This window comes from Marinicella meishanensis, assembly GCF_019931145.1.
Classification (GTDB): Bacteria; Pseudomonadota; Gammaproteobacteria; order Xanthomonadales; family Marinicellaceae; genus Marinicella; species Marinicella meishanensis.
In genome coordinates this window covers 97,643-114,911 of record NZ_JAIOUV010000007.1, presented here as the reverse complement: position 1 = coordinate 114,911, position 17,269 = coordinate 97,643, and the positions used below count along the sequence as shown (strand labels likewise).

The 17,269-nt window shown below is 52.4% G+C and carries 10 protein-coding genes; 4 read left to right on the top strand and 6 right to left on the bottom strand.

Annotation, left to right across the window (positions count from 1 at the left end; all coding sequences use genetic code 11):
* Positions 1–28 precede the first annotated feature (28 nt).
* On the top strand, positions 29–1,840 hold the full coding sequence (locus K7G70_RS12870; RefSeq protein ID WP_223789062.1) for an acyl-CoA dehydrogenase: 1,812 nt from the start codon (positions 29–31) through the stop codon (positions 1,838–1,840).
* Between the two features lie 3 nt (positions 1,841–1,843).
* Here the strand turns inward: K7G70_RS12870 and K7G70_RS12865 are convergent, their stop codons facing one another.
* Positions 1,844–3,223 (bottom strand): lipase/acyltransferase domain-containing protein, encoded by a 1,380-nt coding sequence (locus K7G70_RS12865; RefSeq protein ID WP_223789061.1) that lies wholly within the window; start codon positions 3,221–3,223, stop codon positions 1,844–1,846.
* A 75-nt stretch (positions 3,224–3,298) separates the two neighbouring features.
* The gene (locus K7G70_RS12860; RefSeq protein ID WP_223789060.1) at positions 3,299–6,577 is read right to left on the bottom strand and encodes a WD40/YVTN/BNR-like repeat-containing protein; all 3,279 of its coding nucleotides are present in this window, start codon (positions 6,575–6,577) and stop codon (positions 3,299–3,301) included.
* 213 nt (positions 6,578–6,790) lie between these two features.
* On the opposite strand from K7G70_RS12860, the gene K7G70_RS12855 reads away from it, so the two are divergent.
* Both K7G70_RS12855 and K7G70_RS12850 read left to right on the top strand, forming a co-directional pair.
* Entirely contained in the window at positions 6,791–8,695 is a 1,905-nt protein-coding gene (locus K7G70_RS12855) for a winged helix-turn-helix domain-containing protein (protein WP_223789059.1), read from the top strand.
* Positions 8,696–8,816: 121 nt separating this feature from the next.
* Positions 8,817–10,097 (top strand): choice-of-anchor Q domain-containing protein, encoded by a 1,281-nt coding sequence (locus K7G70_RS12850; protein WP_223789058.1) that lies wholly within the window; start codon positions 8,817–8,819, stop codon positions 10,095–10,097.
* Between the two features lie 157 nt (positions 10,098–10,254).
* Here the strand turns inward: K7G70_RS12850 and K7G70_RS12845 are convergent, their stop codons facing one another.
* Positions 10,255–11,997 (bottom strand): sodium:solute symporter family protein, encoded by a 1,743-nt coding sequence (locus K7G70_RS12845; protein WP_223789057.1) that lies wholly within the window; start codon positions 11,995–11,997, stop codon positions 10,255–10,257.
* Between the two features lie 2 nt (positions 11,998–11,999).
* Positions 12,000–12,257 carry a DUF4212 domain-containing protein gene (locus K7G70_RS12840; RefSeq protein WP_223789056.1) on the bottom strand — a complete coding sequence of 86 codons (258 nt, stop codon included), beginning with the start codon at positions 12,255–12,257 and terminating at the stop codon, positions 12,000–12,002.
* Between the two features lie 166 nt (positions 12,258–12,423).
* Between K7G70_RS12840 and K7G70_RS12835 the strand changes: the two genes are divergently transcribed.
* A complete protein-coding gene (locus K7G70_RS12835) occupies positions 12,424–16,206 on the top strand; it encodes a hybrid sensor histidine kinase/response regulator (protein WP_223789055.1) in 3,783 nt (1,260 codons plus the stop codon).
* Here K7G70_RS12835 and K7G70_RS12830 read toward each other — a convergent pair.
* Both K7G70_RS12830 and K7G70_RS12825 read right to left on the bottom strand, forming a co-directional pair.
* Positions 16,190–16,804, bottom strand: coding sequence for a hypothetical protein (locus K7G70_RS12830; RefSeq protein WP_223789054.1), 615 nt, complete (start codon positions 16,802–16,804; stop codon positions 16,190–16,192). The two genes, K7G70_RS12835 and K7G70_RS12830, sit on opposite strands and share 17 nt — an antisense overlap.
* A complete protein-coding gene (locus tag K7G70_RS12825; RefSeq protein ID WP_223789053.1) occupies positions 16,797–17,240 on the bottom strand; it encodes a hypothetical protein in 444 nt (147 codons plus the stop codon). The genes K7G70_RS12830 and K7G70_RS12825 overlap by 8 nt, the downstream gene beginning before the upstream one ends.
* Positions 17,241–17,269 lie beyond the last annotated feature (29 nt).

Below are 17,269 nucleotides of genomic sequence, written 5' to 3'. Positions count from 1 at the left end.
GGCTCTTAATCAACACCCCCAAGTCACCATGCCACACATATACAACCGCCGTGATCTGGCCTTTCAGTTGTACGAAGTCCTGCCGACCGAACAGCTTTGCACCGCCACCCGCTACCAAGACCATGCCAAAGACGTGTTTGAACAGCTGCTTGATTTGGTGGAAAAACTGGCCGAAGAAAAATTTCAGCCCCATGCCGCTTTGGTGGATGCGCATGAGCCCGAATTGATCGATGGTCGGGTGAAAATCATTTCCGAAGTCAAAGCCGCGCTGGATGCCTTGGTGGAGGCGGGCATACCCGCTGCGGTGTTTGATGAGCGGTTTGGCGGTCTGCAGTTGCCGCATGTGGTGGGCCAGGCGGTGGCCTTCATCTTGGGTGCGGCCAATGTGTCGACATCGGCCTATGCCTTGTTGTCGGCTGGGGCCGGCAATTTGTTGGCCAGTTATGGCAATGAGCAACAACAAAGGTTGTTTCTCAAACCTTTGATCGAAGGCCGTTATTTCGGCACCATGTGCCTGTCCGAAACGCAAGCAGGTTCTTCCCTGGCCGACATCAAAACCCAGGCCATGCCAGCCGATGATGGGACTTATCGAATCGTTGGCAACAAAATGTGGATCTCCGGCGGCGAACACGACATGAGTGAAAACATCGTGCACTTGGTGTTGGCCAAAATCCCCGGTGGAGAGGCTGGAGTCAAAGGCATTTCCTTGTTCATCGTGCCCAAATTTTGGGTCAATGACGACGGCAGTCTGGGTGACCGCAATGACGTCAGTCTGGCCGGCCTCAACCACAAAATGGGTTTTCGAGGCACCGTCAACACGGTGTTGCATTTTGGCGAAAATGGCGGTGCCAAGGCTTGGTTGGTCGGTGAACCTGGCAATGGCTTGACATATATGTTTCAGATGATGAACGAAGCCCGCATCGGCGTTGGCATGGGGGCCACATCCTTGGCATACACCGGTTATTTGCACGCTTTGGCCTACGCCAAAGAACGCCTTCAGGGTCGAGACGTGTCTGCGAAAGATCCCACCGGCCCGATGCGTCCGATCATTGAACACGCCGATGTGAAACGCATGCTGGTGCAACAAAAAGCCTACGCCGAAGGGGGCTTGGCCTTGGGCTTGTATTGTGCCTACTTGGTCGATCAGCGGTTGATCTCACTTGAAGCAGGCGATCAAACAGCAGCACAACGGTTCACTGATTTGTTGGACATCCTCACCCCGGTGGCCAAATCCTGGCCCGCCGAATTTGGCTTGCGGGCCAATGACCTGGCCATTCAAGTACATGGCGGTTATGGCTACACCCGTGACTATCCGGTGGAACGGCTGTATCGCGACAACCGCTTGAACCCGATTCATGAAGGCACCAAGGGCATCCAGGCCATGGATTTGTTGGGCCGCAAAGTGACGCAAAATCAAGGGGCCTCCGCCCAAGCCTTGCACCAAGTGATGAGTGAAACCCTGGCCGAGGCAGCAGATTGTGAACAGGCCCAAGCCTGGGGACAAGAACTGGCCAGTGCGGCGCAAACTTTACTGCAAACCACCCTGACCATGCAACAACAAGTGGCGGCCAAGGGAGCGGCTGCCTATCTGGCCAATGCCACCCTGTATTTGGATGCTTTTGGCCACGTGGTGGTGGCTTGGATGTGGTTGCGTCAGGCAATCATGGCCGAACAGCAGTTACCGACTGCCAACAGCGCAGCAGAGCGCTCATTCTACCAAGGTAAAATCGACACCTGTCGTTATTTCTATCGTTATGAACTGCCCACCATTAAAGCACCCTTGTCGTTGTTGGCAAAACTCGACAGCACCTGTCTGGACTTTGCCGAGGCTGGATTTTGAGGCTTATCGGGTTAACAGAATGTTGAGTAAGTTGTCTTGAAAGTTGATGTTTGAAGTGAGGGTGGAATGGGGTTCACACAGAAAATAAGGGTAATCAATGGGAAAAAAGCTGTATTTGTGTCGGGGCACTGTCGGGTCCAACACATCTCTGGCCAATAAAGAGGCTTTGGTGACTGTGCCATCTCCAGGTTCGAGCATCAAGCGGTCATAATCAACCCCCGGAACTGGTTCTTCAATTTGCTTGGGTGTCAAGCGGATGGCTTGACGACCCGTATCGCTGGTTTCCAACAAAATCCTGGCTGGGGTTAACTCGCAGTCTCCTCCCATCACCACCAAGCGGTAGGAGGGATCATCAACAGGAATGGTCAATGACCACACAAAACGCCGAGCCCGCTCAATGTGCTTATGAAAATAGTCTTCAAGACTGGCCAAGTATTGGGCTCCCTCAGCCTCATTTTCGAACCCTGCCAAGATTCGATGGCGGACTTTGGGATCAAAAATGGACCATTGAAACTGTTGCCAAGTGCTGACATCGAACACATCGTAATCCAGAGGATTGCCATTGACATCGATCACCCAGTTGTTGATGCTGTGGGGAAACAGTTGATAAACACTGGGCATGGTGACCAACACTTCGGTGGGGACTTTCCTCAAACCCACTTTCAACCCCGTGATGAATGACTTGACTGAACCCACCGAGCCCAAGTTGGGGGTGCCCAAGAGAATCACTTTTCGGACATGTTTGGAGCCCGCTTGATTCATGGGAAAATTGTTGTCATTCAACACATCGGTTTCTCCATAGCGAAGGTAGTAGCGGGTGATCAGGCCGCCCATGGAATGGGCAATGATGTCAAATTTTAAATCAGGGTCACGGTGGTCATCTTGGATGCGGGTGATGAATTGAGACAATTGGGCGGCCGTTTTCTGATTGTCTTGTCGCCAATCATAATTGAAGATGTAAAGTTTTCTCAGGTTGGTGGGATCAAACTGCCCGGGATGGCTGATTTGATAATTGGCATAGGCCTGCAAAGTGTCGATGATGGCCCGATAAAAATCGGTGCCAGCGGCTTGGTCAGCTATTTCAAACGCTTCCAACTCATCGGTGATGGGCTCTAAGGTGAGTGGGTTAAAGGATAGCTTGATTGCATGGTAGCTCGAAAACAACAGATCAATCAGGTTGCCAAACCAGATTTCTTCGAAGCTGTTGCGGTCTCTGAGTTTACTGCCCATGATGCCATGAATCAAAATCACCGGAGGTTGGGCTGCTTGGTTCGGTTGGGAGAATTGATACAACCGGGCCAGATCGGGTTTGTTGCCTTGACAAGCGCTGATGACCAATAGGGCAATCAGCAACTGTGAGTGTTTGAAAAGTGAACGCAACATCAGACCAGTTTAGCACTGGCCAGAATTTCAAATCAAGGCCACCCAACAGGATGTTGAGTGGCCTGATTCAGGTGCTTATTTCAATCCCAAGCTGGGCATGCGACCCGGGGTCCAAGGAGCGCCATGTTCCTCCAGCTCCTCTTCAAACATCCGCAAATCGGTATCCAGCATATGCAGCGTTTTCAAAGCGGTGGACAACTGACTGGCCGCCACTTTCATGGACTCCCGATAATTGCCTGGAATGTCGGCTTGTGATTCAATCAAACCACCATACAAACTGCCAACCCGTTGTGACACCGACCAAGGCACCGGTTCTTGTCTGGCAGCGATCACCTGATCACCCCACATGACCACTTTCAGCTCGGTCAAGCGCTGTTGCAGATCGCGCACGGTTTGGGCCTGGGCTTCGGTGCTGTCGGTGGCCAGGTCCACGGCTTTGACCAAATGCTTCAAGCGGTTCTCGATTTCTCTGAGTTTACCACTGGCGCCATCGGTGCGGCGTTGCATTTCAGCCAACTCTTGTTTGAAGGCCAGCACCGCAGCGGGGTTGTCAGAAATTTCAGGGCTGTTGTCCATCGATTTCAGTCTGAAGGATTGCGCTTCACTCAGGGCGATCAATTCACCCCCTTGGCGTTTCATCAAGGTGGCCTGGTAGTTGCCAGGCACGGCCAGTGGGCCCATCGGTGGCGAGACCCAATAAGGCACGAAACCGGGTTTTTTTAGGCTGACTGGGTCTGGCGCTGGGTAGCGCATGTCCCATTGCACCCGTTGGAAGCCAGCTTTGTTTTTCGCCGGCACCCGTTGGATGACATTGCCTTGTGCATCTTCAATCAACAAGAACACCATCGGAGCTTCCTCGTTGTCTTCAGTTCGCAGGGCATCCCAAGACGGGTAGGGGGTGTCTTCACCGGCATTTTCCTTTTTAATCTCTGCCGCTCGGCGTTGTGCTTTGAGGGTTTTGAATTCGGCTTTCAGGTGGTATGAAAACGTGGCCCCATAGGGTGGATTGGGGGCGGTGAAGAAGTCACTGCCCGAAGACCCTTTGACGCGGTCATCAAACTGGTCGCCTTCGACATACAACCACGCGTCCTTGACTGGAAATAAAGTGGCTTCATCGGTTTTCAAATCAGTGACTTGGGTGCGCAATGGGGTGTAATCATCCAAGATGTACACGCCACGACCAAAGGTCCCGACCACCAGGTCGTTTTCTCTTTTCTGAATGGCCAAATCACGCACTGCGATGGTTGGCAGTTGTTTCAATTCAACCCAGGAGTCACCACCATTTTGCGTGAAAAACACCCCGTACTCGGTGCCAACAAACAACAAATTCGGGTCCACATGATCTTCCACGATGGTGTGGGCGAAGCCCCTTTCAGGTAAGTTGCTGCTGATCGATTTCCAGCTTTTGCCCTGGTCATTGGAACGCAACACATAGGGTTTGTAATCACCGCGTTTGTGGTTGTCAAAGGTGGCGTAAGCCACTTCGGCATTGTGTTGCGAGAACAACACATCGGACACATACGACATGTCGGGCACCCCGGAGAATTTCTTCACCGAGCGCCAATTGTCCCCGCCGTCTGTGGACACACTGATGACCCCGTCGTCACTGCCGGTCATCAACAGATCGGCTTGCACCGGGCTTTCGCTGATGCCGATCAGGCTGCCATACATCGAAGTGGACACATTTTTGGCAATGGTGTCAACGCCCCAAACCCGATCCATGACTGCCAATTCATTGCGATCAATTTGTTGGGTCAAATCGGGGCTGATCACGGTCCAGGAATCACCGCGATCGTCTGATCGGAACAATTTTTCTGCCCCATAATACAGCCGCGTGCTGTGGTGTGGGCTCAGCAACAAGGGTGAATTCCAGTTCCACTTGTAAGCCGGTTCATCGGCCGGCGGGTGGGGGGTGATGTAAATGCGTTCCATGGTGCGGCGGTCGTAGCGGGCCAAGCCGCCATATTGGTATTGTGCGTACACGATGTTGGGATCATTGGGATCAAATTGAGGCTCGTAGCCGTCGCCGCCCAGAATGATGTGCCAATCGGCATTGGTGATGCCATGGATATCATTGGTGCGGGATGGGGCGCACAATGAGTTGTTGTCCTGGGTACCGCCACAGACGTTGTAAAAGGGTTCGGCATTGTCCGGTTCAATGCGGTAAAACTGGCCAATGGGCAGGTTTTGGATGTGGCGCCAGGTTTGGCCACGATCCCATGACTCATAAATACCGCCATCACCTCCAATATACAGGTGTTCGGTGTTGTCAGGATCAATCCACAGCGCATGGTCATCCACATGTCGATATTTCAATGACAAAGGCGTCCAGGTTTTGCCGCCGTCTTCAGAGATGTTGGTGAAGGTGTTCATCGAATAAATGCGATCAGGATTGTGTGGGTCCACAATCAACTCATTGTAGTATTGTGGACTGTTGGTCATGTAGCTGGATTGCTTGTGCCAATTTTGGCCAAAATCCAGTGAGCGGTAAACGCCTTGCTCTTTGTCATTGGCTTCAATGATGGCGTAAATGGTTTTGGGTTGTGACGGGGCGTTGGCCAAGCCGATGCGGCCCATGTGGTCTTTGGGCAAGCCGGCTTTGATTTCTTTCCAGGTCACCCCACCATCGGTGGATTTGTGGATGCCACTGCCAGGGCCACCATTGATCAAAGTCCACACATGCCGTCGACGCTGGTATGAGCTGGCCACGATGTGGTCGGTGTTGTCAGGATCGATGACAAATTCATTGACCCCGGTGTATTTGTCGATGTACAGGATGCGCTCCCAGTTGTCTCCACCATCGGTGGTCTTGTACAGGCCGCGATCGCCACCGTTGCTCCACAAAGGACCTTGGGCAGCCACCAGCACGGTGTCGCTGTCTTGTGGGTTGATCCAAATTTGAGCAATGTGATTGGAGTCCTTCAGGCCCATGTTGTTCCAGGTTTTGCCGCCGTCGGTGGTCTTGTATATGCCATCGCCGAAGGCCACTGAGCGTTGTGAGTTGTTTTCACCGGTGCCAGCCCAAATCACCAAAGGGTTGTTGGGATCAATTTCAACCACCCCCAAAGAATAGGAGCCCTGGTGCTCAAAAATGGGTTCCCAGGTGATGGTGTTGTTGCTGGTTTTCCATAAATTGCCTGAAGCCGTGGCCACATAAAACTCATGCTTTTTGTCGGGATGAAAGGCGAAATCCGAGATGCGCCCTGAAATCATGGCCGGGCCGATGTTGCGCAAGGGCAGGTTGGCCAGTGGGTGTGCGTCGGCTTTTTTGGTTTTGGCGTATGCCGGTGGCAGCCAAGCCGCGGTGATGACCATCAACGCGGTGATGACCAGCAGTTTGTGATGTTTGAACATGAGTGATCCTCTTTTTGAATGGTGCAAAGAATCTATCATACCGCATGGGAGGTGATATCTGTCAAAAGTCATGCTTCACCCCGGTTCTGTTGCCTGAGCAGCCAGCCTGGGGGCATGGATTGTGGATTGTGTGACCGATTACCCTTACGCCACCGGTTGGAATCGCCTAAAATAACCAACCAAGGATTGCTATATTTAAACCCACAACCCATCATGAAAGCATTTGAATTTGGCCCTTTTCTGCTCAATGTGGAGACGGTCAGACTGTACAAAAATGGCGCAGAAATCGAACTGGAACCGCAAGTGTTCGATGCCTTATTGCTGTTGATCAAGCACCGTGATCGGGTGGTTTCCAAAGATGACATGTTCAATGAGTTGTGGCAGGGGCGAACGCTGACTGACCATGTCATCACCCGCACCATCTATGAACTGAGAAAGGTGCTGGATGACAAGGACAGTGAACAATCACACATCCGCACGGTGCGCGGTAAAGGGTATCAGTTCATGCCGCCTGAGCCGTTGACTGTGGTCGATCAAGGTGAGGAAGCCAGTGTTGGGCAAGCCAGCATGAAAAAATGGACCATGCCCCTGGTTGCGCTGCTCACCGCTGGGGTGATTTTGTGGGTATTTCGCTGGGGTGGCTCGCCACAGGAGCCAGTCAGTGCCAACCAGCTCACCGCCCATCCCATCATTGCCATCATGCCCATTCAGATTCCAGCCGATTCAGCGGCCGTGTCGGTGATGTCCTATTCCATCATTGATCAAATGGTGGCGCAATTGGGCTTGAATTTGAACATGCGGGTGATCCACCCAGACAGCCTGTTGGCTTGGCAAGACCAGTGGCATGATCTGTGGGCCATCCAACAAGCCACCCGAGCCAATTTCATCATCCAAGGGGAACTGACTCAATACTCGGATTCGCGGATCATGCTGGGATTTGAGCTGCACAAAGCCGATGCCAATGGGCAACTGACACCCTTTTCATTGGGCCAATTCTCCTTTCCGTACCCGGCCAACAGCCAAGACCTCAAAGAGCTGTACAAACAACAACGGGATACCATCCGGGAAATCATTCAATTGATCAAGCCAGGCGTCACCATCCGCAGTGATGGTTTCAATGAAACCAATGATCCCGAGGCCTATCGCATGGTGTTGCAAGCCCATCACTTGATGCGTCGAGACTCATGCAAAGAAATTTTGCAGTCTGAGCAGCTGTTGCAAAAAGCCACGACCAATGACCCGAATTTTGCCTATGCCTGGTTTCAATTGTTCGCACACTACTTTAAATTGGTCTATGTCTGCGGACAATCCACTGACAACTACGAAAAGGCCCTGGCCATGGCTGCGAAAGTGGAACAATTGGCGCCGGGTAAATACCAGGCATTGACCATCGGCCGCAACGTCATGCTGACGGAAACCAATCAAGTGGAAAAAGCCTATGAGTTGGCGGCTGATGCCGATTGGCATGATCCGGTGATGTTGAACATCAAAGTGTATACTTTGCGCTATGCCGGCTTTTTACATCAAGCCACGCAGTTGATCAGCCGGATTCGCCAGCTGGATCCTTATTTTTACAGCAAGAAACCGATTTACCAAGCCCCCAATTCATTGTTGTACTTGAATCGTTTTGATGAGCACCTCAGTCTGTTGGCTGAGCCAGGCAATGCCTACCATGATTACTATCGGGGTTTGAATCTGGTGTTGTCGCAACGCCCCGACCAAGCCAAGCCGTTGCTGCAAGCGGTGGTGGAACGAACCCCCAATGACTTGTTTGGGCAATTTTCGCACGCCTTGTTTTGGATCATCAATGAGCAGTTTGAAGCGGCCAAAGGGCTCATCGATGACATGGTAGAACAGCGCTTGCAACAACAACACTTCGACGGTGAAATGGCCTATAAATTGGCCCAGTTGTATGCCTTGGCCGGCTATCCTGAAGCGGCCATCAAGCAGTTTCAAGCAGCGGTGGACCATGGCTTCTTTGCCCATGCCTATTTCATTCGGGACCCGGCCATGGACGCCATTCGCAACCACCCCCTATTCGCAGTCATTTTGCAACAAGCCTTGGCCCGACACCTGGCCTTTGCCGAACAATTTGGCCTGGATCCAGAAATCAACTGAAAAACAGCCACACCCATTCATCACGGAATCATCAGCGCTTCATCATTTTCTGAGCGCACCGCTTGCTTAACATGTCACGCTTTTGAACCAGTCAATCTGACTGTTGTGTGAGGAGATGATGATGAAGAAAATTTTGTGTTGTGTTTTATTGGCCATCCATGGCCTGGTTTCGGCGGCCATTTTTCAGGTGGATTTAACCGTGCAAGATCAAGTTGATGGTGATCCTGGTGACGGGGTGTGTGAAATACCCACAGGCGGCTTTTGTACCCTGCGTGCGGCGGTGATGGAAGCCAATGCATTGGCCGGGCCTGACATCATTGTCTTGCCCGGTGACCGCACCATCCAGCTGACCATTGATGGTGACAATGAAAATGCCGCGGCCAGTGGTGATTTGGACATCACCGAATCGGTGGCCATTGGCGCCTTCACCGAAGACACCGAAAACTACCCCACCGTGGATGCCACCCAACTGGATGATAGGGTGTTCCATGTGTTGAGTGGGGTGGGCGTGGTGACGCTGGTAAATTTCAGGGTCACCAATGGGTCTGCCGACTTCAACAGCGGTGGTGGCATCAACATCAGCATCGACAACCAAGTGGAACTCAACCGCATGTGGTTTGAAGACAACACGGCTGATTCAGGCGGTGCCATTTACCTCAATGGCTTGAGTGAGTTGAACATCATCGACAGTGTGTTCAAAGGCAACGCGGCGGTGTCACAAGGCGGGGCCATGTCTTTGTTTGGCTTGGTGGACATCGACCGCGCCACCATTTATGAGAACCTGAACCTCAATGACGGATTCCAAGAAGCGGTGTTTGTTGGGTTTTCACCCTTTGGCAGCACCGGCTTAACCATTCGTAACGCCACAATTTTTGATAACAGCAACACCGGCATTTTCGCCAGTGGTGCCGATTTGTCGATTCGCAACACCACTGTGGTCAACCACAGCAATCGGGGTGTGGTCTCCAACCCCAATGACTTCGCCACCCCAGAATTGAGGATTCGCAACTCGCTGTTCGATCAAAACAACCTCAATTGTGCCAATGGTTTGGTCGATTTACAGGCCAATAACTGGAACATTTCATCAGACAATTCATCCTGTTTTGCGGTGGGATCCACCAACCTCAACGAGCAGGACCCCAAATTGACCGTGTTGAAAACCGATGATGAAAATTGGCACCGCTATTTTCGCTTGGGTTTTTTCAGTCCCGCTGTCGACAGTGCCCATCCGGCGGCGCCAGGACCAGGCATTGGTTGTGAAGGAGTAGACCAGCGGGGGGTGTCGCGGCCACAGGACAGTTACGCTGATGGCGACGCCCGCTGTGACCGTGGTGCCATTGAACTGTCAGCTGACATCATTTTCTATGATGACTTGGACATTTCATATATCGAGCAACAGTGATTGATCCCAATCACTGCCACAATCAGAATCTGGTGACGCCTGCCCCGGAACAGCTGGGTCCTGAATGTTCTTTTATTGAATGTTTTAAAAAAGCCCCGCCGGAGCGGGGCTTGAGGAGTGCCTGATCTTGGTCAGGATCAGGCCAGTGCAACCCCAATCAAGTGGTTGCTTTGGGAACCCGGATTGACTCCACCAGGGCTTGGATTTCAGCCGGAGGTGGGGCCGTGGCTTTACTCACCACAAAGGCCACCGAGAAATTCAGGATCATGCCCAAGGTGCCGATGCCCTCGGGTGAAATGCCAAACCACCAATGTTCGGCATTGTTCAGCTCAGGGTGCATGCCCTTGAAGTAGTAAATGTATGCCAGGGTGAAGACGATGCCCACCACCATGCCGGCGATGGCGCCGGTTTTGTTGGCTTTTTTACTGAAAATCCCCATCAAAATGGCCGGGAACAGGGAGGAGGCGGCCAAGCCAAAGGCCAGGGCCACCACCTGGGCCACAAACCCGGGTGGGTTGTATCCCATGTAACCAGCCACCAATATCGCAAATGCCGCCGCGATGCGACCCACCATCAATTCTTTTTTCTCAGAAATGTGCGGGGCAAAAACACCTTTCACCAGGTCGTGAGAAATGGCCGCTGAAATCACCAGCAACAAGCCGGCAGCAGTTGACAGGGCAGCGGCAATGCCCCCGGCGGCGATCAAGGCAATCACCCAATTGGGCAACTGGGCGATTTCGGGGTTGGCCAACACCATGATGTCTCGGTCTACCTTCAGCTCATTGCCTTGCCAGCCATAACTGGCAGCGTTGGCTTGAAAGGCCTCGTTCTTGTCGTTGTAATATTGAATGCGGCCATCACCATTCTTGTCTTCGAAGGTCAACAAGCCGGTCTTTTCCCAGGTGGCGAACCAGTCAGGTTTTTCGCTGTATTGCAAATTACCGGTGGGGGTGCCCACTTCGCCGGGTTGGATGGTTTCGATCAAGTTCATGCGGCCCAAAGCGCCCACAGCCGGGGCGGTGGTGTACAAGATGGAGATGAACAACAAGGCCCAAAATGCCGATTTGCGGGCATCGGCGACCTTGGGTACAGTGAAAAAGCGCACAATCACGTGCGGTAAACCAGCCGTACCCACCATCAAAGCGGCGGTGATGAAGAACATGTCGATGGTGCTTTTACTACCGTCCGTATAGGTCGTGAAGCCAAGGGATTGCACCACGTCATCCAGCTTGGTCAGCAGGTACATGCCTTCACCTGACATTTCACTGCCAAAAGCCAACTGGGGAATGGGGTTGCCGGTGGCTTGCAGGGAGATGAAAATGGCCGGCACCATGTAGGCAAAGATCAACACACAATATTGGGCCACTTGGGTGTAAGTGATGCCTTTCATGCCGCCCAAAACCGCATAGAAGAACACGATGCCCATGCCGATGATCAGGCCGGTGAGGATTTCAACTTCCAGGAAGCGAGAGAAGACAATGCCCACACCGCGCATTTGTCCGGCCACATAGGTGAATGAAATGATGATCAAACAGACCACCGCCACGATGCGTGCGGTTCTGGAGTAATACCGATCACCGATGAATTGTGGCACGGTGAATTTGCCGAATTTACGCAAGTAGGGTGCCAACAACAGGGCCAACAACACATAGCCGCCGGTCCAACCCATCAGATAAACCGATGCGTCATAACCAGCAAATGCGATGATGCCCGCCATGGAAATGAAGGAGGCTGCTGACATCCAGTCGGCCGCGGTGGCCATGCCATTGGCTATGGGGTTGACCCCTTTGCCGGCCACATAAAAGTCACCGGTGCTTCTGGCTTTGGACCAAATGGCGATGCCAATGTACAGGACAAAGGAAAGGACGACGACGATGATGGTTAATGTTTTCAGTTCCATGATCATTCCTCCACGTCAAATTTCTTGTCAAGTTTGTTCATGCCTCGAACGTAAACCCAGATCAAAACCAAGAACACATACAAGGACCCTTGCTGAGCCATCCAAAAGCCCAATTTAAAACCGGCGAACTGGATCTGGTTTAATTGTTCCACCAACAAAATCCCACACACGTATGAGACGAAAAACCAGATGGCCAATAACACCCCCATGAGTTTGAGGTTGGCTTTCCAGTAGGCGTCGTGATTGCTGTTTGATGACATGTGACCCTCACAAAAAGTTAAGTAAGGGCAATGTAGCAAAACCGGGCGCTAAATGATCTTAGACTTTGGTCTACCATGGTGCTGCTGATGGCTGTGCTAAGATGCTTTAGCAGCAGCAAAATCCACTTGAGTTCAATGACTTGGCATGAAGCAGTGAGGACACCACATGTTCAGTGAATACAGCGTTTATATCATCTTGGTGGCATACATGGCCTTGATGTATGGTGTGGCCCGCTGGGGGGATGGATTGAACATCCAAAACAAGCCCAAACTTCGCAGTTGGGTTTACGGCCTGTCTTTGGGGGTTTATTGCACGTCCTGGACATTCTTCGGCGCGGTGGGAACCGCCGCATCCAAAGGGTGGGATTTTTTACCGATCTATTTGGGACCGTTGATCCTGTTCACCGTGGGTTGGCCATTGGTGAAAAAAATCATTCAAATCAGCAAAGCCAACAACATCACATCGGTGGCGGACTTTGTGGCCAGCTTGTACGGCAAGTCACGGCGCATTGCGGTGTTGGTCACCATCACCGCAGTGGTGGCCTCGATCCCTTACATTGCCCTGCAGCTGGAAGCCATCACCGCCAGTGTGGGGGCCATTGGGGGGCAACCCAGCAACGGCCCCAGCGATGAGTTGACCAGTGCTTTGCTCATCACCGTGTTGTTGGCCTTTTTTTCCACCATTTTTGGCACCCGTAAATTTGATGTCACCGAACACCACCGGGGCTTGATGGTGTCCATTGCCTTCGAATCGGCTTTGAAACTGGTGGCATTCATGGCGGTGGGCTTGTATGTGGTGTTGGTCTTATATCCCAGCCCAACGGCGTTGCTGACTGAAGGCTTGCAAGTTCAACAGATTGCCAATGGTCCCAATTTGTCGGTCAATTTTTTGTCACAAACCATGTTGGCTTTGATGGTGTTTATGTGCCTGCCCAGACAATTTCATGTCACCGTCATCGAAAATGAAAGCCCGCAAGATTTGGGCAAAGCCCGTTTGATTTTTATCCTTTATTTGTTGGTGTTCACTGTGTTTGTGATTCCAATTGCTTTGGCCGGCAGTGCCTTTCTGACACCGGGCGCCAAAGCCGATTTGTATGTGTTGCAATTGCCCATGGAATATCAGTCGGCGGGTCTGACTTTGTTGGTGTTTTTGGGTGGTTTGGCCGCCGCCACCGGCATGGTGATCATCGCCACCATCGCTTTGAGCACCATGGTCAGCAACGATTTGATCCTGCCCTTGTATCTGCGTCTGAAAAATTACCATTTGCCGCATAAAAACAGTTTGAAGCGCATGGTGTTGTGGAGCCGACGCATCAGTATATTCGCCATCAGTTTGGTGGCTTTCGTGTTCTATGGCATGGCCAGCAACAACGTGCCGTTGGCGGCCATGGGTAACCTGTCCTTCTTGTTGATGGTGCAATTCGCACCTGCCATTTTGCTGGGCATCTATTGGCGACAAAGCAACAAGCAAGCGGCTTTTCTCGGTTTGTTGGCCGGTGTCATGACTTGGTTTGTGATGGTGTTCTTGCCCCAGCCAATCGCTGGGGTGCCCATGACCGATTATGGTTTGTTGACCAGCATGCTGCAATTAACCGGTGAAGATCCACCCTTGTTCAAATTATTTGGCACCTCCGTGACCATCAATTTTTTGGTGCACATCCTCACCGCTTTGTGCGGGCGGTGGTGGCGCAACCGCAGCCGCCAGCGACTGGGGTGGTCACCGCACCAGCGAGGCCCCGATCAATCACTGACTGTGGCGGACCTCAAGCAGGTGGTGAAACGCTTGGTGGGGGAGGGTTTCGCACAACAATCATTCGCCGAGTTTGCGCAAAATTTAAACCAACAAGTGGCTGATGAGCAGCCCGCCAGCCCACCCATGATTCAATTCACCGAATCCTTGCTGGCAGGCTCCATCGGCACCTCTTCCGCCCGGGCGGTGGTGACCGCCATGCTGCAATCCAAAGGCATGGCGGTGAATGACATTTTGAATTTGCTGGACCAAACCCAGCAAGCCATTCAATTCAATCGGGATTTGATCGATGCCACCTTGGACAACATCTCTCAAGGGGTCAGTGTGGTGGATGATCATTTGCGGTTGGTGGCCTGGAACAAACAGTACATTGAACTGTTGGGCTACCCCAAAGAGTTCATCAAACGCGGCATGCCGATTCAAACCGTGCTGCAGTTCAATGCAGAACGGGGCTTGATGCCCGCAGACAACAGCCGTCAAGAAATTGAGAAGCGATTGGTGCTGCTGCGCCAGCGACGCTCTTACCAGGCCGAACGCACGTTTGACAACGGGCGGGTGTTGCAGATTGAGGGACACCCCATGCCCAACGGCGGATATGTCACCACCTACAGTGACGTGACGTCCTACAAAAAGGCCCAGCAAGAGTTGATTGACAGTCAAAAACAGATTCAGTTTTACACCGACCATTCACCGGCCATGTTGGCCTATGTCAATCAAGCCAGACAAGTGATGTTTGTCAACAAAGCCTATGAACAATTCATGGGGCTGTCGCGGGATGCCATGATCGGCCGCTCTTTGGACGATTTGTTTTCCGACATGGAATTGGCCAAAAGGGAACCTTACCTGAGGGCGGCGTTTGCCGGCACCACCCAATCATTTGAAATGTCCTTGGCCGATTTTGATGGCCAATCTCACTTCATATTGGGAACCTATGTGCCCGATTGGCAACAGCAGCAGGTGGCTGGGGTGTTTGTGATCATGCAAGACATCAGCACACGTCGACAAGCCGAATTGGAATTGGTGCAGGCCAAAGCCAACCTCGAACAACGGGTCAAACAGCGCACCGAAGCCCTGTCACTGGCCACCGAAGCGGCGCAACAAGCCAATTTGAGTAAAACCAAGTTCATCGCCGATGCCAGTCATGATTTGTTGCAACCCTTCAATGCGGCCCGCTTATTTGCTTCCATCTTGCGCGAAAAAACCCCGCAATTGCCATCTGACATCGGCGCCAACATCGTCAAATTGGACCAATCCCTGAAAGCCGCCGAGAACATGCTCAGTGCCTTGTTGGACATTGCCAAATTCGATGCCGGTGGGGTGCAGGCAGACCCTCAGGACTTTCAATTGTCCAAGCTGTTGCGCCAACTGGTCACCCAATACCGACCTCGGGCCGAAAGGAAAGGCCTGGATTTGCGGGTGCATGAACCTGATTTGTGGTTACACACCGATGAAAAACTCTTGTATCGGGTGTTGCAAAACCTCACCAGCAATGCCATTCGCTACACCACAGCAGGTGGGGTGTTGGTGACCGCGCGATCCCACCAGGGTGCGGTGCAAATTGGCGTCATCGACACCGGTGCGGGTCTGACAGCCGCCGAACAAAAACTCATTTTCAATGAATTCAAACGTTTGCGCCCCAATGATCCAGCGGCTGACAAAGGTTTGGGCTTGGGTTTGAGCATCGTGGATCGGATTTTGCGGCAGTTGGACATCCCGCTAAAAATCAATTCAGTGCCCGGTCGTGGTTCCACTTTCATTTTGACCGTGCCTGCCGGACAGCCCCAAGCAACGGCGGCATCACCCAGCGTGGAGCCCGGTCCTCAACGGCTGGCGACACACGCCAGCAAAACCGTGTGGTGTATCGACAACGAGCCACAAATCCTGGCTGGGATGCAACAATTGTTGAATGGTTGGGGGCTGCACGTGGAGGTGGCGATCGACGGATCCGCCGTCGAGGCTTTGGTGGCGCAGGGCAGCCAACCCGATTTGTTGTTGGTGGATTATCAATTGGACGACGAATTGGGCACCGAACTGGTACAAGAATTGTGCCATTCAACAGGCTGGCAAGTGCCGGTGGTGATGATCACGGCCAACCACAGCGAAACTTTGCAGCAATTGGTCGAAAAAGCCGGTTTTCATTTGTTGCTGAAACCGGTGAAACCGGTCAAGCTCAGGCAGTTGATCAATCAGTTGCTTTGAATGCCGCCAAAACTTTATTGGCATACAATTCTTGGAGCAAAGCCGTTTCATGTTTGCCAGCCAACCAAGCACAGAAGACCACTCCCACTAAAGCCCAGCTGAAGGTCATAACCACGGTCGGGTCAAGATTGATAATCTGCGGGTTTTGCTGCCACCAACCCAGCAACAACACCGCACCCATGGCAGCGGCCAAGGCGTGGCTGGTGACTTGCCAAAACGCAATGCGATGCACCACGGTTTGCAGATGCTGGTCAGCTGGGTCGTGTTCAGTGATGATGGCAGGCACCACAAATGCGGCCAATGGTAACCAGATGATCATCACCACGCCCAACACCAGACACAGCAGGCTTTTGACCATGATGAGGCCGGTGATGATGACTTGACAGCGGCGGATGTGGTGTTGATTCAAAGCCGGAATGAGTCGGTTCAAAGGCCAGATCTTGACCAATGCCCGCATTTTTTGTTGATGGGCCAAGTGACCCAAGCGGCGCATCAGTGGATGGTTGATGCAATGGCTGCCCCATCGCAACATGAGCCAGGCCAGTAACTGGCAAACCAGCCAAAGCGCCAGAAATTTCAGGACAATGGCGTCACTCATGGCGTTCTTTTTGTGCTTTGAATTCAGCAATCATGGCTGGGAACCGCTGTTCAAAATGGGCATAACAGGATCGCATCGCTTCCAGCCGTTGCGTGTCGGCGCCTGATGGCATCTCAGCCAAGCCCAAATCAGCCAATTGCACCAGTTTTTTGATCATGGCCAGCCGTGCTGTCAACATGGTTAAAAAGGCATCATCGGCGATTTCATACCACATGGTCTTGCTGCCAGCCTCGCTGTTTCTGTTGACCAAGCCGGCCGCAACAAAAGTTTTCAAAGCGCCATGAACCGCACCGGCAGAGGCACCGGTGGCCTGTTGGATGGCCTTGGCCCGTTGTTTGGCGGGTTGGCAGATCAGTAAATGCCCAAAAATTCTGCCGGTCATGGAGCCCTGACCCATTTCGTCAAAAAATTGGGCCATTTGTGCGGTGAAACTCATTAATATCACTAAATTCAGTAAATAGTGAA